The sequence below is a fragment of the Rhodococcus jostii NBRC 16295 genome, from assembly GCF_001894825.1.
GTDB lineage: Bacteria > Actinomycetota > Actinomycetes > Mycobacteriales > Mycobacteriaceae > Rhodococcus_F > Rhodococcus_F jostii.
On sequence record NZ_BCWY01000061.1, the window covers coordinates 39,610 to 62,126 of the forward strand.

The 22,517-nt window shown below is 66.4% G+C and carries 20 protein-coding genes and 3 pseudogenes; 12 read left to right on the forward strand and 11 right to left on the reverse strand.

Going from position 1 to position 22,517, the window contains the following annotated elements; genetic code table 11:
• Nucleotides 1-89: 89 nt before the first annotated feature.
• Nucleotides 90-574: pseudogene (locus tag RJ1_RS30815) on the forward strand (substrate-binding domain-containing protein); the annotation flags it as partial.
• Nucleotides 575-713: 139 nt separating this feature from the next.
• On the opposite strand, the pseudogene RJ1_RS30820 reads toward RJ1_RS30815, so the two are convergent.
• From RJ1_RS30820 to RJ1_RS30845, 6 genes and pseudogenes are all read right to left on the reverse strand, one after another.
• A pseudogene (locus RJ1_RS30820) lies at nt 714-869 on the reverse strand (sugar ABC transporter substrate-binding protein); the annotation flags it as partial.
• A gap of 923 nt (nt 870-1,792) precedes the next feature.
• Nucleotides 1,793-2,977 (reverse strand): acyl-CoA dehydrogenase family protein, encoded by a 1,185-nt coding sequence (locus tag RJ1_RS30825; protein WP_073366301.1) that lies wholly within the window; start codon nt 2,975-2,977, stop codon nt 1,793-1,795.
• Nucleotides 2,974-3,807, reverse strand: a complete 834-nt coding sequence (phaZ, locus tag RJ1_RS30830) for a poly(3-hydroxyalkanoate) depolymerase (RefSeq protein ID WP_073366302.1) — start codon at nt 3,805-3,807, stop codon at nt 2,974-2,976. Before phaZ ends, RJ1_RS30825 begins: the two co-directional genes overlap by 4 nt.
• The gene (locus tag RJ1_RS30835) at nt 3,804-4,256 is read right to left on the reverse strand and encodes a MaoC family dehydratase (protein WP_073366303.1); all 453 of its coding nucleotides are present in this window, start codon (nt 4,254-4,256) and stop codon (nt 3,804-3,806) included. The genes phaZ and RJ1_RS30835 overlap by 4 nt, the downstream gene beginning before the upstream one ends.
• 19 nt (nt 4,257-4,275) lie before the next feature.
• Nucleotides 4,276-5,967 (reverse strand): PHA/PHB synthase family protein, encoded by a 1,692-nt coding sequence (locus RJ1_RS30840; protein ID WP_073366304.1) that lies wholly within the window; start codon nt 5,965-5,967, stop codon nt 4,276-4,278.
• A gap of 2 nt (nt 5,968-5,969) precedes the next feature.
• A complete protein-coding gene (locus RJ1_RS30845) occupies nt 5,970-7,481 on the reverse strand; it encodes a long-chain-fatty-acid--CoA ligase (protein WP_073366305.1) in 1,512 nt (503 codons plus the stop codon).
• A gap of 144 nt (nt 7,482-7,625) precedes the next feature.
• Between RJ1_RS30845 and RJ1_RS30850 the strand changes: the two genes are divergently transcribed.
• From RJ1_RS30850 to RJ1_RS30890, 9 genes are all read left to right on the forward strand, one after another.
• Nucleotides 7,626-8,807 (forward strand): PucR family transcriptional regulator, encoded by a 1,182-nt coding sequence (locus tag RJ1_RS30850; RefSeq protein WP_073366306.1) that lies wholly within the window; start codon nt 7,626-7,628, stop codon nt 8,805-8,807.
• A gap of 522 nt (nt 8,808-9,329) precedes the next feature.
• On the forward strand, nt 9,330-9,854 hold the full coding sequence (locus RJ1_RS30855; RefSeq protein ID WP_073366307.1) for an MSMEG_0572/Sll0783 family nitrogen starvation response protein: 525 nt from the start codon (nt 9,330-9,332) through the stop codon (nt 9,852-9,854).
• 11 nt (nt 9,855-9,865) lie between these two features.
• Complete coding sequence (locus tag RJ1_RS30860) at nt 9,866-10,927, forward strand: MSMEG_0568 family radical SAM protein (RefSeq protein WP_073366308.1); 1,062 nt, start codon at nt 9,866-9,868, stop codon at nt 10,925-10,927.
• A gap of 1 nt (nt 10,928) precedes the next feature.
• Entirely contained in the window at nt 10,929-12,377 is a 1,449-nt protein-coding gene (locus RJ1_RS30865) for an MSMEG_0567/sll0787 family protein (RefSeq protein ID WP_240320074.1), read from the forward strand.
• Nucleotides 12,374-13,315, forward strand: coding sequence for a carbon-nitrogen hydrolase family protein (locus RJ1_RS30870; protein ID WP_073366310.1), 942 nt, complete (start codon nt 12,374-12,376; stop codon nt 13,313-13,315). Before RJ1_RS30865 ends, RJ1_RS30870 begins: the two co-directional genes overlap by 4 nt.
• Nucleotides 13,308-13,613: an MSMEG_0570 family nitrogen starvation response protein gene (locus RJ1_RS30875; protein WP_073366311.1), complete on the forward strand. Its 306-nt coding sequence runs from the start codon at nt 13,308-13,310 to the stop codon at nt 13,611-13,613. The genes RJ1_RS30870 and RJ1_RS30875 overlap by 8 nt, the downstream gene beginning before the upstream one ends.
• Nucleotides 13,610-14,866: an MSMEG_0569 family flavin-dependent oxidoreductase gene (locus RJ1_RS30880; RefSeq protein WP_073366312.1), complete on the forward strand. Its 1,257-nt coding sequence runs from the start codon at nt 13,610-13,612 to the stop codon at nt 14,864-14,866. Before RJ1_RS30875 ends, RJ1_RS30880 begins: the two co-directional genes overlap by 4 nt.
• A 4-nt stretch (nt 14,867-14,870) precedes the next feature.
• Nucleotides 14,871-15,719, forward strand: coding sequence for a carbon-nitrogen hydrolase family protein (locus tag RJ1_RS30885; protein WP_073366313.1), 849 nt, complete (start codon nt 14,871-14,873; stop codon nt 15,717-15,719).
• A 1-nt stretch (nt 15,720) separates the two neighbouring features.
• Nucleotides 15,721-16,794 carry an MSMEG_0565 family glycosyltransferase gene (locus RJ1_RS30890; RefSeq protein WP_073366314.1) on the forward strand — a complete coding sequence of 358 codons (1,074 nt, stop codon included), beginning with the start codon at nt 15,721-15,723 and terminating at the stop codon, nt 16,792-16,794.
• A 104-nt stretch (nt 16,795-16,898) separates the two neighbouring features.
• Here the strand turns inward: RJ1_RS30890 and RJ1_RS30895 are convergent, their stop codons facing one another.
• Nucleotides 16,899-18,284 (reverse strand): MFS transporter, encoded by a 1,386-nt coding sequence (locus RJ1_RS30895; RefSeq protein ID WP_083400842.1) that lies wholly within the window; start codon nt 18,282-18,284, stop codon nt 16,899-16,901.
• Between the two features lie 54 nt (nt 18,285-18,338).
• On the opposite strand from RJ1_RS30895, the gene RJ1_RS30900 reads away from it, so the two are divergent.
• A complete protein-coding gene (locus RJ1_RS30900) occupies nt 18,339-18,716 on the forward strand; it encodes an ArsR/SmtB family transcription factor (protein ID WP_240320073.1) in 378 nt (125 codons plus the stop codon).
• Nucleotides 18,717-18,933: 217 nt separating this feature from the next.
• On the opposite strand, the pseudogene RJ1_RS30905 reads toward RJ1_RS30900, so the two are convergent.
• From RJ1_RS30905 to RJ1_RS30920, 4 genes and pseudogenes are all read right to left on the reverse strand, one after another.
• Nucleotides 18,934-19,190 (reverse strand): annotated as a pseudogene (locus RJ1_RS30905) (phosphoserine transaminase); the annotation flags it as partial.
• 26 nt (nt 19,191-19,216) lie between these two features.
• On the reverse strand, nt 19,217-19,663 hold the full coding sequence (locus tag RJ1_RS30910) for a PaaI family thioesterase (protein ID WP_073366318.1): 447 nt from the start codon (nt 19,661-19,663) through the stop codon (nt 19,217-19,219).
• A gap of 188 nt (nt 19,664-19,851) precedes the next feature.
• Nucleotides 19,852-20,736: an alpha/beta fold hydrolase gene (locus RJ1_RS30915; RefSeq protein ID WP_073366319.1), complete on the reverse strand. Its 885-nt coding sequence runs from the start codon at nt 20,734-20,736 to the stop codon at nt 19,852-19,854.
• The gene (locus tag RJ1_RS30920) at nt 20,733-21,140 is read right to left on the reverse strand and encodes a hypothetical protein (protein WP_073366320.1); all 408 of its coding nucleotides are present in this window, start codon (nt 21,138-21,140) and stop codon (nt 20,733-20,735) included. The genes RJ1_RS30915 and RJ1_RS30920 overlap by 4 nt, the downstream gene beginning before the upstream one ends.
• Nucleotides 21,141-21,692: 552 nt before the next feature.
• On the opposite strand from RJ1_RS30920, the gene RJ1_RS30925 reads away from it, so the two are divergent.
• Nucleotides 21,693-22,517 (forward strand): acyl-CoA dehydrogenase family protein (locus tag RJ1_RS30925; protein WP_073366324.1); only part of this gene is annotated, 825 nt, incomplete at its 3' end.

The window sequence follows — 22,517 nt, forward strand, 5'->3', positions numbered from 1 at the left end:
CTTCCCACGTCCGGCCCGGCGGGGCTTTCATCCACACCCCTCGCCGTTTCACCCCCCGTCACCCTCCCTCGCTGCTTCTCCATGCCTGCATGGTTGCGGCTTTCGAAAGGCCACCCACATGGATACACACGACGGCGGTCCGTCCCGCTCACAGGCAAATCACTCGCCGGGTGACCACCCTGGCATTGGGCATCGCCACGGCCGTGCTCCTCGCGGGATGCTCGAGCACCGGCGGCAAATCAGAGTCCGCTGGTGGTGGCATGGCGTCGGGCACCGCGGACACTCCCACGCCACCATTGCGATGATCACGCACGAGGCTCCGGGTGACACCTTCTGGGACCTCATCCGCAAGGGCGCCGAAACCGCAGCAGCCAAGGACAACATCGAACTGCGCTACTCTTCGGACCCCGAGTCACCGAACCAGGCCAACCTCGTCCAGAGCGCCATCGACAGCCGGGTCGACGGCATTGCCGTCACCCTAGCGAAGCCGGACGCGATGGCACCGGCCGTCCGAGCCGCCGTCGACGCAGGCACCCCGGTCGTCGCCTTCAATTCAGGTTTCGACCAGTACCAGGCCAGGTCGCCCTCGAAGCGCGGCATGGCCGGTCACCACACCCCTACCACCGACAGGAATCGCTGGAGACTCACATCCGTCAGCACGGCCCGGTCGGCGTTGCCCGGTGGCACCACAGTTCGGGCAATTGATGCTCGAGCAGGGCGACGGGGGCGCCGAGCGCGACGACGTGATCGATCGAGGGATCCTGCTGCAGTGTCGCGGTGATGGTGGCCTCCACCGAGGGCAAGTCCTTGCTGTTGACGTTGAGGATCTCGGTCTGTCCCTTGAACCCTGCGATCACACCGGCGCCGCGAAGCATCGACTTCGTAGACACGCTGCCGATGTCCGGGGCAGGCAAAATTCTCAAACGCGAACTACGGATAACCGACCGGGAACAACACCCCGGTATCTGACGATCCAGTCAGCGGCCCGCGCGATACCAGAAACGTCGATCCGAAGAAAGACAGGTACCCACGTACGCCAAACGACCCATGCAAAAGCGCGCAGGCCAAGCCCACAATTGTGGCCAACCGATACGCCGAACACAGCAAGGAGGCCGCCGGACAAAGCTTCCGACCCACAACTTCACTCGCAGTTACGCAGGCAGCACACCCCGCGCAGACAGGCAACATGCGCCCCCTTATGAGGGACCAGTGCTGCACCCCAAGGACGCACCGCAATTGGTGCGTGTCGGGGATGGCCCGCCCATACGAAGGCACCGTCGTACGGGCGGGCAACCTCGGTGCCAGTCGCCTCGGCGAGCCAAAAGTTCGCCCTGCGAGGACGCCGAACACACGTAGCCGAGGATTCATCCCACCACCACAGACCCGACCGCTGAGGACGACACTGCCGACCGCTGACGCACCCTCACTGCCCATGCAGGTACGACGGGGGGGGGTGGCCATCCACGCCGGGGACTGGTGGCTCGGCACTCGATGCCGATTCACAGACATTGACCTGTTCTTCGACTCCGAACGAGGATCACACGGGGACAAGATGCGCCGAGAACGTGCGGCCCGAACATTCTGCTCCCGCTGCCACGTCCAGTAACAGTGCCGCGACCATGCAATCGCAGTGACAGGGTCCTACGACATTTGGGGCGGCCTCACCTCGGCCGAGCGGCGCGCCCAACCGCGCAACGCATGGCAGACAGCCGGCGAGAACTCACGGACAAGGGCCTGTCGACAGGGGCCTCGCCCGACGCGAGGGCGGCGTCGCCTCGGCGCCAGCGCGTCGTCACACGAAGGCGCTTCGTCCGGTCAACGACCGTCCGACGATCAGGGTATTCATTTCCCTGGTTCCCTCGTACGAGTAGATCGCTTCTGCGTCGGCGACGAATCGGCCTACGTTGTGATCCAGGAGTATTCCGTTGCCGCCCATCAACTCCCGCGCCCAGCCGACGGTTTCTCGCATGCGGACCGTACAGAACGCCTTGGCGAGCGAGGAGTGCCGGTCCTCGGCATCCCCCTGGTCCTGCAACTGGGACAACCGGGCGCACAGGGCCAAGGATGAGGTGATGTTTCCGAGCATCCGCACCAACAGGTCCTGGACGAGCTGGAAGCCGCCGATCGGCCGGCCGAACTGTTCACGGGCGCAGGCGTATTTCAGCGCATTTTCGTATGCTCCGCGCGCACATCCGACGGCCATCCAGGCCACGCCCGCGCGCGTCACTCGTAGGACCTCGGCGGTGTCCTTGAACGTGTTCGCGCCTTGCAGGCGGTTGTGCTCCGGTACCCGCACGTTGTCGAGCGTGATGAGCGCGTTCTGCACGATCCGCAGGGCGATCTTGTGCTCCTGCTTGTCCGCCGTGAATCCGGGCGAGGAGTTCTCGACGACAAACCCTTTCACCTGACCGTCGGCGACATCCTTCGCCCAGATTACCGTGAGATCACCGAACGTCGCGTTGCCGATCCATTTCTTCTGCCCGTTCAGGGTCCAGGTGTCACCGTCGCGTTCGGCAGTCGTGGTGAGCCCGCCTGACGCACCGGAGCCGACGTCGGGTTCGGTCAGCCCGAAGGATCCGATCTTCTCGTACTGCGCCATCGAGGGGAGGAAGCGTTCGCGTTGTTCAACCGAACCGCACAGGTAGATCGATCCCATGGCCAGGCCGCCGTGCACGCCGTTGAAGGTGGCTATCGACGAATCCGTCCGGGCCAGCTCCATCGCAACCATCCCGTCGAGCAGGTAGCTCCGACCGGCACAGCCGTAGCCCTGGTATGGCACACCGGCGATGCCGAGTTTCCGGAGTCCGGGCACGATCTCGAACGGGAAGGTCCCGGCATTCCAATGTGTGTTGATGATCGGGTCGACCTCGGTGGTCATGAAATCGCGCACGGAGTGCAGCATTGCGCGCTCGGAGTCGGAGAGCATCCGTTCGAATGCATAGAAGTCCGATGTGTCGGTGTTCGTATTCGGGCTCATGGGCTAGCTCCTGGATCGTGAAGGAAGGTGGTGATCACCGGCGCGAGTTCGGTGGCATTGGTGACCAGGTCGATGTGTCCGCCGGAGTGCAGATGGAGGGTTGCGTGTGGCAACAGCTGATTCATGATGCGGGCGTTGACCACGGGCACGATCGGGTCGTCGGTACCCGCGACGAGGAGGGTCTGCTGCCTGATCGCGGGCAGCAGGGGCAGGCTCGTCCACACCGCTCCGGCGAGCAGTTGATGGACGTAACCGATCTTCGAACCGGCGTGCAGCTGCTGCAGGAAGAGCCCGGCGACGTCGCCGCCCTGCCGGCGCGCGGTGCCGCCGTACAGGTCGCCGGCGATCGAGGCAGCGTAGTCCGGGTCGCGGAACCTGCGCGGTGTCAGCATCTTGGCCAGCACCCGCGGACTGCCCGGAACCATCACTGCGCCGGTGCCGGTCGCGGCCAACACCAGCCGCCGGCACCGGCGCGGATTCTGGACGGCGAACTGCTGTGCCAGCGCCCCACCCCAGGACAACCCGAGCACGTCGACGACGCCGAGGCCGAGTTCGGTCAGCACCCGACCCAGCACCCATGCCAGGTAGGCAAACCCGTAGGGAGCAATGGACGCGGGGGATCCGCCGGTGCCCGGCACGTCGAATCGAACCACGGTGATTTCTGGATCAAGCTGAGCCACCAACGGATCGAGCACCTCGTAGCTGGCCCCGATGCCGTTGCACAACACCAGCGGCACACGTCGGGCGCTGGCGGATCCGGGCCGGATGCTGACCCGGATCCGCTGACCGGCGGTCGCGACGTATCTCTCGGCCTCGATGGCCGCGCTCATCGGTACAGCACCACGACATCGGCGATGCAGGCCGGGCGTTCGCTGCCGTCGACCTCGTAGGTCAGTCCGAACACGACCTCGACGCCGGCGGGCTTGTGCTGGGCCGAAGTGACGGCAACCGTTGCCCGGAGTTTGGCACCGACCGGCACCGGCGAGGGGAACCGCACCCTATTCAGCCCGTAGTTCAGCGCGGCCTGCACGTTGTCGATGGTCAGGACATCGGCGAGTACGCGCGGGGCCAACGAGAGCGTCAGGTAGCCGTGCGCGATCGTCCCCTTGAACGGTCCCAGCGCAGCGCGCTCGGGGTCGGTGTGGATCCATTGGTGGTCGCCGGTCGCGTCGGCGAAGAGGTTCACCTGGTCCTGTCGCAGTTCGTACCATGCGGTGGTTCCGAGGGTCTGTCCGGTCAGGTCGAGCAAGTCCGCTGGGTTGGCGATATGGGTGGTCATCGTTTTCTTTCTCGTGGTGTCAGTTCTGGTGCACGTAGGTGCCGGGTGCTGGGGCGACGGGTGCATACCCCGCGCCGCCGAGGGTGTGCGGTGCGTCGACTTCGGGGCCGCTGCGGTCGGTCAGCCAGCTGATGTAGTCCGGCCACCACGAGTCGGTGGACTGCTCGGCCGTCTGCACCCAGTCCTCGGCCGTGTCCTGATCGACTTGGCCGATCCGGAACGAGGCCCTGGGGTTGCCCGGCGGGTTGACCAGTGCCGCGATGTGGCCGCTCGACGAGAGGACGAACCGATTGTCCTTGCTGCCGAGCAGGCGGGCACTGCGGTAGCAGGCCTGCCAGGGTGAGATGTGATCGGCGACACCGCCGATCACGTACGAGTCGGCGGTGACCTTCGACAGGTCGACCGGGGTTCCCAGCATGCTCACCGCCCCGGGGGTGGTCAGCGCGTTGCGTAGCCCCATCAGCACCAGGTCCCGGTGCAGCGCGGCCGCCATCCGGGTGGTGTCGGCATTCCAGAACAGCACGTCGAAGGCTGCAGGCGGGCGGCCCTGCACGTAGTTGTTCACCCAGTACCGCCACACCAGGTCGGTCGGTCGCAGCCACGCGAACACCTCGGCCATCGCCCGTCCGTCGAGGTATCCCTTGGACCTCGACGCTCGGATGGCGGCCTGCGCTGCGCGCTCGCTCATCGCGGCCGAGGCGAAGCCGGCCCTGCTCTGGTCGAGCACCGTGACGGCGAGCGTGAGTCCGGCGATCCGATCGCCCTCTCCGATCTCAGTGAGGTGGGCCGCGGTCATGGCGGCGAGGATGCCGCCCGAGCAGGTCGCCAGCAGGTGCGCGCTGTCGGTCCCGGCGATCTTCTGCACCGCGTCGAGTGCCTCGATGATCGCCGCACCGTAAGTGTTGACGTCCCAATCACGATGCCGAGCTTGGGGATTGCGCCACGAGATCGCGAAGACCTGCTGGCCCTGCTGCAGGAAGTACTCGATCATGCTGCGACCGGGAGCGATATCCATGATGTAGTACTTGTTGATCACCGGCGGGATCATCAGCAGCGGGATCGAGCGCACCTTCGGTGTCTGCGGTGCGTAGTGGATCAGCTCGAACGCCCGGGTCTGCAACACCACCGCCCCCTTGGTGGTGGCGACGGTCTCGCCGACGGCGAACGCGTCGGGATCCACCATCGCCGGGATCCTGGGCTGGGACAGCATGTCGCGGGCGAAGGCTTTCACTCCGCGCACGGCGCTCAGTCCGCCGGTGTCGATCATCGCTTTCCAGCCGACCGGGCTGATCAGCGGGTTGTTGGTCGGCGCCAACCCCTCGATGATGTTGTCGAGAACGAACCGCATCTTCTCCGCGTCTCGCCAATCCAACTGGGCATCGCCGAACAGCTTGTCGGCCGTCTCCGCCGCCGCCAGGTACGCCTGCATGGTTCGCTCGAGCAGGGGATTGCCCTGCCATGCCGGATCGACGAAGCGTTTGTCGCCCTTTGCGGGGACACGTTCGCAGGTCCCGACGGCGATCGTGCCCAGTTCGCGGGCCAGGGCGGTGCCGCGGCGAGCGAGCGTGCCCTGCCGTTTGGTGAGATTGACCGCGAAGCGGGCCCAGGCGCCATTCGGGAGCATTCGGCCGATAAATCCTCGGGTGGAGTTGGTCAGCAGCAGGTCCAACGGCGCGGCGAGCTCGTCGGGGTTCTTGATCGGGTTCGTCATGACTACTTGGTGCTTTCGGTTGTCGGAACGGACACCTCGCGGCGGAGAATCTTGCCTGTCGCTCCCTTCGGGAGACTGTCGACGATCCATACGTGGCGGGGGTACTTGTAGGCAGCAACTCGCTGCTTCACGAACTCGCGCAGTTCGGTGGGATCGACCGGTGCGCCGTCCCCGAGGACGACCGCAGCGCCGATCTCCTCGCCGAGTGAGTCGTGCGGAAGACCGATGACCGCAGCCTCGACCACCACCGGATGCTCGTAGAGCACCTCCTCGATCTCCCGGGGGTAGACATTGAAACCACCGCGGATGATCAGGTCCTTCTTGCGGTCGACGATGTAGAAGTAGCCGTCTTCGTCGACCTTGCCGACGTCACCGGTCGAGAACCAGCCATCGACCGAGAGGGCCGACGCCGTCGCCTCGGGCTGGTTCCAGTACCCCTTCATCACATTGTGTCCCCGGATCTGGATCTCGCCGAGCTCGCCCTGCGTGACCTCGTGGCCCACCAAGTCGACGATCCGCATCTGGACACCCTCGACCGGGGTCCCGATCGATCCGGGCTTGCACTCGCGGTGCGGGTGGTTGAAGGAGGCTACCGGGGAGGTCTCGGACAGCCCGTAGCCCTCGAGAATCGTGGCACCGAACATCTTCTCGAAATCGGTGAGAACCCGAACCGGCAGGGAGGCGCCGCCGGATACGCAGACTCGGAGGGTCTCCGTCGCCGTAGAAGGAAAATTCGTCGCCTCACCCAACAGTGCGGAGTACATCGTCGGCACGCCCTCGAACACCGTGACTGCGTCGCGTTCGATCACCTCGATGGCTTTGTGCGGGTCGAATCTGGGGATCAGGGTGAGCGTCGCGCCCGCCGACACCGACGTGTTCAACCCGCAGGTCAGCCCGAAGACGTGAAAGAGCGGCAGGCACCCCATCACCACGTCGTCGGGTCCCACTTCGATCAGGGTGCGGCCGGCAATTTCCTGGTTGCGGTTGAGTCCGCCGTGGGTGAGCTCGGCCCCCTTCGGCTTGCCGGTGGTCCCCGACGTGTGCAGGATGACGGCGGTATCTGTGTCGGCGCGGTCGACCGGATTCGCTTGTTCGGGCAGATCCGCAGTCAATCCCACCAGATCGGCAACGTCCACCAACCAGCACTTCGCTCCTGCTCCCACGGCGCCCGCCGTAGCCTCCGCGGCGAAAGCCGGTGTCGCGAACAGTGCCGCCGCACCCGTGTTGGAAAGAGAGAACTCGATCTCGCGGGACTTCAGCAACGGGTTCATGGGCACCGCGATGGCACCGCTGCGCAGGATGCCGTAGAAGGCCAGCGCGAACGCCGGCGTATTGGGCAGCATCAGCCCGACCCTATCGCCGGGGCCGATTTCTTCGCGGTCGAGGAAGGTGGCGACTCGCGCTGCCGCGGCGTCGAACTCGGTGAAAGAAAATTCCAGATCGTCGCAGCGAAGCGCCACCGAATCGGGGTACTTTCGCGCTGAGGCAACAAGATTCAGACTCAAATTGGACAACAGGACCTCCGGTGACTGTTTGCGTTTTGCCGCTGATTCAAGGGTGACCCCCGGCGCAGCCCGAGTCGATGGCGGCGGGAACAACGTCAACGGGCCGCCGGTGTGTGCGCTCACAACCGGCGTTGATCGGCCTATCGTGTCGGTATGGAGGGACCGCCCAATCCACCGATCGTCGGACTCGCCGTCACGATGCTCGCCCGCGCCGACAAGTTGGGTACCGCGCTGGCCGCAGTCATCCGCCGCGACATCGACTACTACCGGTCGAACTCCCTCGTGACCACCGACGAGATCCAGCGCAGCTGCACCGCGAACATGACCTTCGTCTATCACTCGCTGGCCGGAGACACCGAAATGGACGTCTCCGCAGCCGAAGCGACGGGGACAGCCCGGGCGCTGGCCGGGGTCCCGTTGCCGGCAGTGATGGCGGCATACCGGGTCGGCTTTCGATTCATGTGGGAGTCGATGGTGACCGAGGCGAGGAGTAGCGGAGTGCCACTCGACGCCATCCTGAACGCCACCTCGCAGATCCTGATCGCCCAGGACATGTTCACTCAGGCGATGACCGACGCGTACCGGCACCAACAAACGATTCAGGTCCTCAGCCGCGAGGAAGAGCGTTCGGCACTGGTGGAAGCGTTGTTGTTCCGTCAGATCCCCGACATACAGAGTCTGTGGGAGACAGCCGACATCTTGCGGTTGCCGACGGCCGGTCCGTACGTTGTCGTGGCTGCCCAACTTCCGGCCATCGGCAAACTCGGCCTGCCGGAAATCGCAAGCAAACTCGACGTCCGCGACATCCGCTCGGCATGGCGACTGCTGCCTGACCTACAGGTCGGTATCGTCTTCCTCCGTCGCCCCGACATCCTCCGCGAGCTGATCGATACCCTCGACGCCGTCGCCTCCTCGCGCGTCGGCATCAGCCCGCAATTCGACCACCTCAGCGAGACCAGCGAAGCACTCCGACTCGCCCGGATAGCCATCGGCGAGAGACCGTCCGGCGACTCCTTGATCACCGTCTTCGACGGGTCTGCGCTGGCGTACGCCGCCGTCAGCGCACCCGAGATCATGAAACGGATCGGGAAGTCCGTTCTCGGACCGATCGATGACCTACCACCCGAGGAGCGCCGAATTCTGGTGGACACGTTCGCGGCGTGGCTCGATGCCGGCGGCTCGGCGAACGAGACCGCCGCGGCGATCTACTGCCATCCGAACACCGTTCGACATCGACTCCACCGCATCGAGGAGTGGACCGGTAAGTCGCTGTCGCGGCCACGAGATGTCGCCGAACTCTGCCTGGCCTTCGAAATCGACCGCCTGCTGCCCTGAGTGACCCAGCACCCCCTCCGCCCATACTCCGCTCTCGGCGATCAATTGGACGTCGATGCCGCCGAGCTACAACGCCCCCGACAGGGTCCACACCGGACACCGATGCCGCGTGGTCCGCAGGTGCTGCGGTCCAGCCAGCATCGACGATTCCCAGCGGGAGAGCGCCGCGCTGCCGTCGATGCTCGTACAGGCAGGTACCCCGGCTCCCCCGGTGCCGCCGCGGACACGTACGGGGAGATGCGATAGACGAGCACTCAGGCGGCCCCGCTGCACGCCTGCGCATCCAATGCTTCGAGCACCGGGGCGGGCCCCGGCAGCTGCAGCACCATACGTCTCATCGCATCACGACCTTGCTTTGCTTCGGACATGTTACGCAGATCGCTCGGAGGTGAGGGCTCGGAAACGTGGAGTTATTCCCCGCGGAACCAAACCGAAATAGACGGTGCGTGTACTGGTTTCAGGCAAGCGAACGACATTTCCCGCTCCGCCGATCGAGACCACCACACGCCCGAGGAGTAGCCCGTGTCCGATATCGACAAGACCATCGCGGAAAACATCGAGAAGTCACTCGGTGAGATCCCGCATCCGGCGCTGCCCAAGGGCACCAACATCTACGGCTCTACCAAGATCTTCCCAGACTACAAGGCCGAGAACGGCGAAAGCTACTTCACCCTGGTCCACGGCATCGCCCATGAGTCGTCGGTGAGTTTCGTGGCAGTTCTCCAGGCCACCCGCGCCCTTCGCAAGGGCTTCGAGTCCGCCATCTACTTCTACGGCCCCGGCGCGATCAACTGCCTCGCCACTCGCGGGTTCCCCACGACCGGTGACAACGGATTCCCGGGCGAACAGAACATCAACGACGCCTTGGCGACGTTCATCCAGGAAGGCGGCCGGGTCTTCGCGTGCCGCTTCGGCCTCGCCCTGCACGGCGGCCGGGAAGAGGACCTCATCGAGGGGGTGATCCCTGCGCATCCGCTCGACGTGCAGGACGCGATCATCCACTACTCCCGCAAGGGCGCGATCATCAATTCCACCTACATGGTCTGAGGTGCAACGACATGACTGGCCTGTCCACTCGAGCTGACCTTGCGGTCCGCGGGATCCGCGGCCTGGACGCACCGGTGCGCCGGCGGTCCGGAGCAGGCCCCAGCGACGACGGCCACGTGCTGATCGGCGGATTCGGGGGCGCCATCCCCGTCCGATCGGACAGTCCGTACGAGGTCAGCGGCAACCGCCTGTTGATGAACGGCACCGACTTGGGGATCGATATCGAGCCCGTTCGGCGGCCGAAGTTCTACGATCTGCAGACCGCGGAAGGGGTCTCCTACGAGAAGATCGCACGCCTGCACGGCTCGAACGTGTTGGCCACGACCGTCGTCCAGACGTGCATTCGATACGACGCGGATCAGCGGTGCCGGTTCTGCTCGATCGAGGCGTCACTGGCCGCAGGTTCGACGATCGCGGTGAAGCGGCCGGAGCAGCTCGCCGAGGTAGCGGAGGCGGCGGTCCGGCTCGACGGGGTCAGTCAGATGATCATGACGACGGGCACGTCGGCCGCCAAGGATCGTGGCGCCCGGCACCTGGTGCGGTGCGTTGCGGCGGTGAAGGCCGCCGTGCCCGACTTGACGATCCAGGTGCAGTGCGAACCGCCTGGAGACTTGTCGTCCATCACCGAACTTTTCGCGTCGGGGGCGGAGTCGATCGGGATTCACGTCGAATCCCTGGATGACGAGGTGCGCTCGCGGTGGATGCCGGGCAAGTCGACGGTGCCGCTGGACGAGTACCGGGCGGCGTGGCAGGAAGCCGTCCGGGTGTTCGGCAGCAACCAGGTGTCGACGTATCTGCTGGTCGGCCTCGGTGAGGATCCGGACGAGCTGGTCGCCGGCGCCGAGGAGTTGATCGGCATGGGCGTGTACCCGTTCGTGGTCCCGTTCCGCCCACTCGCGGGCACCCTCGCAGTCGATGTGGACGGTGCACAAGCCCCGAGCGCGGCCCTGCTCGAGGACGTCACGTCACGAGTGGCGAAGGCGCTGCGGGCCGCCGGGATGCGCGGGGCCGATCAGAAGGCAGGCTGCGCGGCGTGCGGTGCCTGCAGCGTGCTCCAGAATGCGGGAGGCTGACATGCTCGATATGGGTTCGCTCTACGGGCTCACCACGGCGGGGCCGCCGGATCTGGAGGTCCTCACCGGACCGGATCCCGGCCCGGCCGAGCAGACCTTCCTGATTCACCGGGCCGACACCGCCTCGGACCTCACCACCTATCACGGCCTGCGCCGCGAGACGTTCGTCGCCGAACAGGGGTTGTTCCAGGGCACCGACATCGACGACGTCGACGACGACCCCAGAACGGTCGTACTGGTCGCCGCCGGTCCGGACGGCACCGTGCTGGGCGGCGTTCGCCTCGCACCGGTCACCGACGGCGTCGACCTGGGCTGGTGGACCGGGGGCCGGCTCGTCGTGGATCGCCGCGCCCGGAACGGACACGGGATCGGCAAGGCTCTGGTCCGTGCGGCGTGCGCGTACGCCGAGACACACGGGGTGCTGCGGTTCGACGCCACCGTGCAGTCCCGGAACGAACCGATGTTCGTCCGGCTCGGCTGGGAACGGGTCACCGACATCACGGTCGCGGGACAACCGCACGTGCTGATGCGCTGGCCGATCGACCGGATCGAGCGACTCGCCCGGTCCACGAAGGCGATCCTCGCGGAGGCGTTGGCGCCTCTCGAGTCGGCTCCGTCGGCGCTGGGTGGGTCAGGGTTCCGCGGCGATGACGGTGCACCGGTACCCGGCACCGACCTGATCGCCGCGTGCGATGCGATAGTCCCGTCGATGGTCGAGCGTGACCCCGAGTGGGCCGGCTGGTGCGCGGCCTTGGTGAACCTCAACGACCTCTCCGCGATGGGCGCCGACCCGGTCGGCCTGCTCGACGCGGTGGGCGCTCCCAACCGGTCGATCCTGACCCGGGTGATCCGCGGGCTGAGCCGGGCGAGCGCGGCGTGGGGGGTGCCCGTCCTCGGAGGACACACCCAGGTGGGTGTCCCGGGCGCGCTGTCGGTGACCGCTCTCGGCCGCACCACGGATCCGGTACCGGCCGGCGGCGGCCGGACCGGGGACGAACTCCGGCTCACCGCTGACCTTTCCGGCTACTGGCGGACCGGATATGGAACCCAGCAATGGGATTCGAGCTCCGACCGGACCCGCGACGAGCTGACACTGCTGGGGTCGTATGTGCGGCGGGCGCGACCGGCCGCGGCGAAGGACGTCAGCATGGCCGGAATCGCCGGAACGACGGGCATGCTCGCCGAGGCCTGCGGCACCGGTGCCGTGCTCGACGTCGCGGCGATCCCGGCGCCGGACGGCGCGACGATGGGTGATTGGATCACCTGCTTTCCCGGATTCGCGATGATCAGCGCTGATCGACCGGGTCGCTCACACGACGTGGATACCGGACCCGCCACATCCACGGTGTGCGGGCAACTGACTACCGAACCGGGGGTCGGCCTGCGCTGGCCCGACGGTGTGATCACACGTGCGGTGCACTCCACCGTCACGGGATTGGGACCAGCATGACAGAAATCGGAATCTCTGTCGCGGCCGCCGAATTCGGCCGCGACATGGAACAGGCATATGCGACGATCGGGGATCTGATCGAGCGGGCGCGCGCAGCAGGTAGTTCGTTGCTCGTGCTGCCGGAGGCGTGCCTGGGCGGCTACCTGCCGAGCCTCGGCGGCGACGACGAGACCGAGGAGGAACGCGATCGTCGTCTGCGCAGGCTGCCTCCGGCACTCGAACTGGACGGCCCGGAACTGCGCCGGGTCATCGAGATGGCCGGCGACTTGGTGATCACCCTGGGCTTCTGCGAGGCGGACGGCCCCACTCGATACAACGCCGCCGTGACACTGCACGGTGACGGGATCCTCGGGTCGTACCGCAAGGTGCACCAGCCGCTCGGCGAGAACCTCTGCTACGCAGCAGGAGACGCCTACAACGCGTTCGACACTCCCGTCGGCCGGATGGGCATGCAGATCTGTTACGACAAGGCGTTTCCCGAGGCTGCCCGGACCCTCGCACTCGACGGCGCGGAGATCATCACCTCGCTGTCCGCCTGGCCGACCGCCCGCACGGCCCCGGCGGAGAACATGGCGCACGACCGCTGGAAGCAGCGCTTCGACATCTACGACCGGGCCCGGGCCACCGAAAACCAGGTGGTCTGGGTCGCCTCCAACCAGGCCGGCACCTTCGGGTCGCTCCGATTCGTGTGCAGCGCCAAGATCGTCGGTCCGGGCGGAGATGTACTCGCCGACACCGGTATCCGCCCAGGGCTGGCGTCCGCACGCCTCGATGTGCAGGCGGAGATCGCGGCCATCCGCAGCGGCGGGATGTACAACCTCCGCGACCGGCGCCCCGAGGTTTACGGCGACGTCGTCGCCGAGAATCACGTGACCGGAACACTACTTTCCCCCGAACAGCGACCCTCCGCCACCCGGAAGGTACCCGCCCATGCCTGAGATGACGTTCCGGGTGCAGTGGCCGGACGGACATGAACAGTCCTGCTACTCCCCCTCATTGGTGATGCACGACTACCTGACCGTCGGCGAGGAGTACAGCGTCGCCGACTTCCTGCGGCGGTCGCGGGCCGCACTCACCGAAGCCAGTGAGCGGGTCAAGGCAAAGTTCGGCATGTACTGCACCTCCGCGGCCGAACAACTCCACGAGCTGGAGAAGGTCGCCTCCGCGCACACCCCCACCTCCCTCGTCCGGGTCCTCGACATGCACCCGGCGACCGTCTCGGAAGGAACGCGATGACGACGCATCATGACGTGGTGGTGATCGGTGGCGGCCAGGCCGGTCTGTCGATCAGCTGGCACCTGACGCACCGCGGCATCGACCATGTGGTCCTCGAACGCGACTCGATCGCCCATGAATGGCGCGACAGCCGCTGGGACAACTTCACCCTGGTCACCCCCAACTGGCAGTGCAGCCTCCCCGGATACAGCTACTCCGGCGGCGACCCGGACGGGTTCATGACGCGGGAGCAGACCTACGATTTCGTCCGCGGCTACGCCGACACCTTCGCGGCGCCCGTCCGTGAGGGCGTGACGGTCACCTCGGTGCACCAGTCCGCGGACGGCGGATTCGACGTCGACACCACGCAGGGCCCGCTGCACGCCGGCCAGGTGGTGGTCGCGACCGGCGGCTACCACACCCCGGTGATTCCCCGATTCGCCGAGCGCCTGCCGGGCTCGATCGAGCAGATCCACTCCTCGCAGTACCGGTCCGCCGAATCCCTTCCGGACGGGGAGGTGCTCGTCGTCGGCAACGGCCAGTCGGGGGCGCAGATCGCCGAGGACCTCATGCTCTCGGGACGGACCGTGCACCTGGTCACCGGTGGTGCGCCCCGGGTCGCCCGCTTCTACCGGGGCCGCGACTGTGTCGCCTGGCTACACGACATGGGCACCTACGACGTGTCGATCGCCGACCACCCCGGTGGCCTCGCCAAGCGGGAGAACACCAACCACTACGTCACCGGCCGGGACGGTGGCCGCGACATCGACCTGCGCGCCTTCGCCCTGCAGGGCATGAATCTGTACGGGCGGCTGCTCGAGGTCGTCGACGGCACCCTGCAGTTCGCGCCGACGCTCGCGTCGTCGCTCGACGCCGCCGACGTTGTCGCGGAGAGCATCAAGGATGCCATCGACGCCTACATCGAGCGCGCCGGGATCGTTGCTCCCACCGAGGCTCGGTACGTCCCGTTGTGGCGGCCGGAGCGGGAGACGACGTCGCTCGACCTGGCGTCGTCGGGGATCACGTCGGTGGTGTGGTCCATCGGTTTCCGCACCGACTACCGGTGGCTGCACGCCGGGGTGTTCGACGGCGAGGGCCACCCCTGCCACAACCGGGGCGTCACCGCGGTGCCGGGCCTGTTCTTCCTCGGCCTGCCGTGGCAGCACACCTGGGGTTCCGGGCGGTTCGCCGGGGTGGCCCGCGACGCCGAGTACCTTTCCGAACGAATCGAGTGCGAAGCGACTGTGCGTCAGTCCGTGTCGTCACTAGCCTGAACCCATGGGGACAACCAGACTGGCCGCGCTGGCCGGCCACTTCGGCCGGGACGTCGAGCGGGCGCTGCTCAAGCTCGACGCACTGATCGCCAAGGCGCGCAGCGACGGCATCGACCTGCTCGTCCTCCCCGACGCGTGCCTCGGCGGCTATATCTCCGACCTGCGCAGCCCCGACCCGGACGAACTCCCGCCCGCGCTCGCGGCGGACGGGTCGGAACTGCAGGCGATCGCACGGATGGCAGGATCGATGACCGTGTGCATCGGCTACACCGAATTGTGCGACGGTGTCCGGTACAACACCGCCGCGTGCGTCACCGGTGACGGAATTCTCGGCAGCCACCGCAAGGTCCACCAGCCTGCCGGTGAGTCGCTCGCCTACGCCGCGGGCGAAGCGTTCACCGCATTCGACACCCCGGTCGGGCGGATGGGAATGCTCATCGACTACGACAAGACCTTCCCCGAGGCCGCCCGCACGCTGGCGCTCGACGGGGCCCGGATCATCTCGGTCCTCTCCGCCTGGCCGGCCAGCGTCACCGATCGCGCCGAACGGCTGGCACAGGACCGGCAGTCCCGGCTGTTCGACCTCTACGACTCCGCACGGGCGGCCGAAAACCAGGTGGTGCTGGTGTCGTCGAACCAGACCGGCATCCAGGGCGGGCTGCGTTTCCTGGGACAGGCGAAGGTGGTCGGCCCCGGCGGCGACGTCCTCGCCCGCACCGGAGTCAAAGGCGGCCTCGCCGTCGCCGACCTCGACGTCGACTACGAAATCGACCGGGCCCGGAAGGTGCTGCGGCACCTGGAGGAACGACGGGTCGACACCTACCGGTCATTGCTCGAGAAAGGTCGTCCCTGACGTGCGCATCGCGCTGCTGACGTACTCCACCAAGCCGCGCGGCGGCGTCGTTCATACCCTCGCGCTGGCCGAGGCGCTGGCACGGCAGGGCGCCGACGTCACCGTGTGGTCGTTGGGGCGCGGCGGGGACGACGCCTTCTTCCGGAAGGTCGACCACGCCGTGACCGTGCGCATCGTGCCGTTCGCCGCGCGGGACGGTGAAGATGTGGGCGACCGGATCCTGCGGTCCATCGCCGTCCTCGCCGAGGCGTTCACCCCCGACGCCTACGACATCGTGCACGCCCAGGACTGCATCAGCGCGAACGCCGTCGGTCGATGTATCCGCACCATCCATCACCTGGATCAGTTCACCACTCCCTCGCTCGCTGCCTGCCACGAACGCGCGATCGTCGAGCCGTACGCCCGGATCTGCGTGTCCGAGGCCGTGGCCGCCGAAGTGCGCGCCGGGTGGGGGCTCGAACCCACCGTCATCCCGAACGGCGTCGACTCGGCCCGCTTCGAGAAAGCCGCCGCCGACGAGGCGGGGAGGCGCCGCTGGGCCGGCGAACTCGGTGACTACGTTCTCGCCGTCGGTGGCATCGAACCGCGCAAGGGCAGCATCGACCTCGTCGAGGCCTACGCTCTCCTTCGCCGCGACCGGCCGGACCTACGACTGGTGATCGCCGGCGGCGAAACGCTGTTCGACTACCGCAGCTATCGGGACGACTTCGACACCCGCTGCACACAACTCGGGGTGCAGCCGAACATTCTCGGCACGGTCGACGACGACGCCCTCCCCGCCCTGGTGGCGCAGGCCACCGTCTTCGCGTTCCTCTCCACCAAGGAGGGCTTCGGTCTGGCCGCCATGGAGGCACTCGCGGCGGGCGTGCCCGTAGTCGCCCGAGACCTCCCCGTCCTACGCGAGGTCTTCGGCAGCACCGTTCGGTTCGCGTCCACCCACCAGCAGATGGCTGACGCCCTCCGGCGCCCGAGCGACGCCGACCAGGTCGACCGTGGCCGCTCTCTGGCACGCGCGCACAGCTGGGACGACGCCGCCAGCGCGCATCTCGACTTCTACGCCGAGATGGGGCGCTGAGAAGACAGCGGGTCGAATGTCGTCGAAGACCTCGAATAGTCCGCTGCCGGCGGACACCAGGATCAGGGCTGACGTGACCACCCGCCGCATGCCGAAGCGTTCCCTCAGCGTCGCCACGACGAGCCAGGCGTAGCGCGGTCGTGGTGGCGCGGACCGGGCCGGCTTCGACGGGAGCTGCGGTGGTGCGATCTCGGATGTGACGAAGGCAATTCGCCTTCGGTGATGGATTCGGCAGCCTGGTGCTTCGCGCTGGTGCCGGTGGTAACAAGCGCTACGGCCGCCGCGACGGTCAGAACCGCGCCGAACAGGGCGACCGCGAGGGAGAGTCCGAACGTGTCGGCGGCGTAGCCGACCAGGACGGAGAGGATTCCGGCTGGGATGTAGCCGCCGATATTGAAGACCGCGTTGGACTCCGCGCGTTTCTCGGCCGGAACGTGTGTGGCGATCAGGGACAGGCCGGCGAGTTGGCCGAGACCCTGTGCGGCGCCGGCGAGGAGCGCCGCGATGATCGCGAGGGCAGCGACCGGGAAGACGGTGACGGCCAGAACCATGAAGATCATCGCGGCGATCGCGGCGATCGAGCTGAGGGTGAGGTGAGCGCGTGTGGTCAGGCGGGACAGAGCGAACTGGATGCCGGTGGCCACCAGGAACATGGCGCAGGCGACCGCGCCGGCCACGAACACGCCGGGCATGCCGACGAAACGGAGCACGGTCGGGCCCAATGAGAGCACGAATGACGTGGCGGTGATGCCCGGCGCGAATGCGCCGATACCCCGGCGTAGCTCGCGGCGATTCTCCCGCGGCGCCGACGGCAGGGCCAGCAGGCGGGCCGCACTGGGCGCGGAGGAACGCTTCATCGGAAGCACGATCGCCACGATGAGGGCGCCGACCTCGACAAACAGCACGACGGAGAACACGAGCGTCTGGGGAGAAGACGAGTCGGACGCGGCCAGGCCACCGGCCAGCAACGGACCGAGACCGGCCCCGAAGACCATCGAGACGGAGGCGATGAGCGAACCGGTGCGCTTGTGGCGGTCGGGAGCGAGGTCGACGACCGCGGCCATGCCGGCTGTGACCGCCGCGCCGACGGCGGCGCCCGCAAGCAGTCGTGCGACCAAGAGCCAGATGATGTTCTGCGCACTCAGGAACAGCACCGCCGCGATCACCGCCGCCCCCAGACCCGGAACGAGCACCGCCTTCCGGCCGAACCGGTCTGCCAGGCGGCCTGCGACGACAAGCGCTGCGATCAGACCAACCATGTAGGTGGCGAAGATGACCGTCAGCAGACCCGAGTCGAAGCCCCATTCGGCCTGCCAGCGCGCATACAGCGGCGTCGCCGAGTTCGAGAGCAGGAAGATCGCCGTCACCGTTCCAGCTGCGGCGATGGACCACCCCAGGCCACCCTCTGTTGTGTCGCGACGTTGTCGCGGCACAACGCCGCTGCGCTCGCCTTCCGACAGCTGTTCGACTAAACTCGTACTAGTTCGCATGAATACGAACATAACCTGCAGTACGATAAAAGTCGAACAAGGATGGAAAGTCACGTGCTGAACACGCTCGCCCCGACGTACACCGACTCGCCCACCGGGCTGGAATCGCCGCCACGCCTGCCCGAGCCAGACCCCGATCAGATTCGGCTCGAGAAGGTCTTCGCCGTCCTGTCCGAGCCGCTGCGGCTCACGATCGTGCAACGGTTGCTGACCTCCTCGGACGAGTTCGACCACACCTGCGGCTGGTTCGGATTCGATCGCCCGAAGTCCACACTGACGCATCACTTCAAGGCGTTGCGTGAGGCAGGTGTCATCACCCAGCGGCAGTACGGGATGGAGCGCCGCAGTCGGGTTCGACTCGACGACCTCAATGAGCGATTTCCCGGCCTCGTCGAACTCATCCTGTCTTGGGAGGCTGCGCCGTCGACGTAGTAACACGATGCGGATTTCGGGATACCGGCCGCGCCGTTCCAGGCGGCACAGGGTCTGCCAGAACTACTTCCGTCTCCGGCATCCAGATCATCGACCAGGTAGTGGCGCGACGATGCACCAGCGGCCCGACTGGCGGTGGCCAGCTCGGGCGGCGGGCCCAACCGTCAGCCCGAAGCCGAGAGAGATTCACAGGGCGTATCAACTGAGCACTATTTCAATCGGTGTCGACGATTCCGTTGGTGCGCAGAACCTTTGCTACGTCGGTGGCGTCGATGTCGTCGTTGAAGTCGATGGTCCCGACAACCTGCAACCGGTGTGCCGGATCGGCGAGGACGGCGTCGCGAACTCGCTGGCCTCGGCCCAGTTGTACAGGATCGACGACGAGTCGGCCGTACGACCGGTTGCCCAGTCGAGGCCACCGTTGCTGTTCAGCCATTCGATCAGGTTGGCGAAGAGCAGCAGGGTGGCCGGCGCGTCCAGCCTCGGCGTCCGCTACCGACTCACCGCGGGCGGCTCTCGGCGAGCCCACCGACACCGACAGACGGCGAACTGTCCGCGAGGATCTTGAAGACCCCCGTCACCGTGGCCACCACCGCGTCGTTCACCCGCAGGTCGGAGTCCGCGAAGACGATCGATGCCGTGCGCCGAACGATACGCGGTGAGCTCGTCAAGAGGTCCCCGACCCGGACGGTACCGAGGAAATTGACACTCAGCTGCACCGTCGCCATGTTCTGCGTGCCGGTTTCGGCGAGGGCGGTCGATCCGAGAGCGCGGTCGGCGAAGGCCATGATCAGTCCCCCTTGCACGACTCCTCGAAGGTTTCGATGTTTGAGCTCACACCGCAGTCCGTACTCCCGTGCACCGTCTTCTCTGTGACGCAGTAGCAGTGGACCGATCAGCCCGATGAACCCGCCGTCGTGCACCTCGTCCCAAACGACTTCGCTCACGCCGAACCTCTACTTCCATCCTGTTCGATCTTCCATACCCATCGAGTCGGGTCGCGAGCTGATGGGCGGCGCGGAGCCGCCGACGGCGAGGGTGGAGGAACTCGCCCGCCGACGGCCCCGCGAGGTTGCGTCGGCCGCGTGCCTCGTGACCACCACGAGCACTGCCGGCTGCGCAACCGGTCAGTGGGTTACCGGGTAGCCGACAACACCTTCGACGGCACGGCCGCGTCACGGATTTCCCACAGCACCGGCTTGATGCACCGGAAGAACTGCTCGGGGTCCTCACTCATCGGAAAGTGCCCGAGTCCCGCCATCGGAAGAACCTTCGCGCCCTCGATCCGCGCGCCGAGCTCCTGCGCTTCCTCCGGCCCCGTCGCGAAATCGTATTCGCCGTTGAGGATGTACACCGCAGTCCTCGACGTGTCGATGTTCTTCGCCGTTTCCCGAAGATCGTGCTCCACGCTGTAGTACTGCAGGTCACCCTTGAACACCGGCGGGGAGCCCTGACTGTAGACCCAGGTCGTTTCCCTCCGGCCGACCTCCGGCGCCGTCGGTGAGGTCAGCGCGTACATCGCCGCCGGCTTCGAGTCGTTGCTGATCTCGGGGTGGAACCAGTAGTCGAGGTAATAGCCGGGCGAATGCAGCGCCGCCTCCAGGCCGATCACCGCACGGAACACGCCGGGGTAGTGCAAGGCCAGATCCGGGGCGAGGTTGCCGCCCATCGAACTACCCATATACACCGCGTCCTCGCAGTCGAGGGCCTCGGCCAGGGCAACGACGAACTTCATGAAGAAGTCCTGGGTCAGGGTGTACTCCTGCTCCCACCACCGCACCGACAGCGGCGGCAACGATCGACCGTGATACGGCAGATCCCACGAGATCACACGGAACTGGGAGGTGATCTCCTCGTCCTCGAGCAGATGAGGATACTGGCGGCCGTCACAGCCGGCGGTGTGCTGGAGAAGCAGCGGGATACCGGAACCGCTCTCCTCGTAATAGACCCGGTACTCGACGTCGTCGATCGTGAGATGGACGTACCGCCCGACCGCCTTGTCGAACTTCGTCGTGGTCATTTCGCCTCCTCGGCAACCTTGGTGTACGAACGCATGAAATCGAACAGTCGCCTCAGCGCCGCGTAATAGGCGAAGAACATTTTCATGTCTCCCCCATAGCGGAAGTTGTGTCGTGACACCGCCGAGAACAGGTCCTGATAGAACGGGCGAGGGACCCGCTGGAAAAACTTGCTCCATTCTTCGATCGGCGCCGAGATCTCGATGTCGTAGTTCCGCGCCACCGTCATGAGGTTGTTGCCCTCGGGCGGTGCCATGGACTCGAGGTGTCCGTCCCGAATCACCAGCACGTAGGTCTCATCGCCGATCTCCAACCGGACGATGGCGTTCCAGAAGCGCGCCGCAATCTTGAATTCGGGATCCAAGTTGAGCGCCTCCGTGAACCTCTCCGTGTCCACAAATGGCATGAGATTTCCCTTTCTAGGAAGTCACTAATCGAACTGCGATCACACGCGGGCGGCGTGGGTTAGCGAGACATGGCGGCCGCGGGCCGCCCTTTTCGGAACAGTGCCGTTCACCGGCACGCCATGTCAGTTTAGTGTATGTGCACCAGCTCACAACTTGTCAATGCGTGATTACCGCTGAAGTCCCCGGCGCACCCAGGATGTGCACCGATTTGTGAGTTGCTCCAGACAGGGACAAGTGTTCTTCCCGGCGCCGACGCCACACCGCCCCACAAGATCTGGCGATAAGCGAAACAATCCGACGCGGTGCTTCTCACCTGAGAGTGGCGTGGACGCGGTCAATTTTCCGGCGAAGTCCGGCCAGCGCCAGGCAGGTACCGGAGAACGACAGACAAGAGCGCCATCTCGGCACCCTGGCACGGTCACCGGCTCCTATGAAGGCGCCCCTGGTCCCACTCACCGGCGGAGGACTTGACCAATGCGCACCAGCACGGCATTCTGTTCGATATCGGAACACTGTGCCGTCTAGAGGCACGGATGAAGGGTTGACACCGCATGACTGCTGTAGTGGACGACGTCGGGTCGTCAGGAGCCGGATATCTCACCGACGAGCGGCTCGCGATCCAGGCGATGGCGCGGGAGTTCGCCGCCAGGGAAGTGCTGCCCGTGGCGAACGAACTCGATCCGGTCAAGGGCGAGATCCCGATGGAACTACGCCGGAAGATGGCCGACCTCGGCTTCTTCGGTGTCCTGATTCCCGAGGAATACGGCGGGTTGGGGCTCGGGGTCTTCGAGTACGCCCTCATCGTCGAGGAACTGGCCCGCGCCTGGATGAGTGTGTCCAGCCTGATCGCTCGCGGCCAGCAATTCACCGCCGGCTTCACCGAGCAACAACGCCGAACGTACCTGCCGCGGATGGCCACGGGCGAGTTCCTCAGCGCCTTCGCCCTCTCCGAACCCGACGCCGGTTCCGATGTGGCAGCACTGTCCACCCGCGCACGCAAGGAAGCCGACGGGTGGCGGATCAGCGGCCAGAAGATGTGGTGCACCTTCGCCGACGGAGCCGACTACCTCCAGGTATTCGCCCGCACCGCACCGCTCGACCGCGACCACCGCTCCCGCGGAATCAGCTGCTTCATCATGCCCAAACCCCGCGGAGAGCTGCCCCCCGGGGTGACGGGCACACCGGTACGCAAGATCGGATACCACGGCTGGAAGACCTGGGAGCTGTCCTTCGACAACGCCCACGCCGCGGACGACTCCATGGTCGGCCCCGAAGGCGAGGGCTTCAAGGTCGCCATGGGCGACCTCGAGACCGCCCGAATCCACACCGCCGCACGCGCGATCGGCGTCGCCCGCGGAGCGCTCGAGGACTCGATC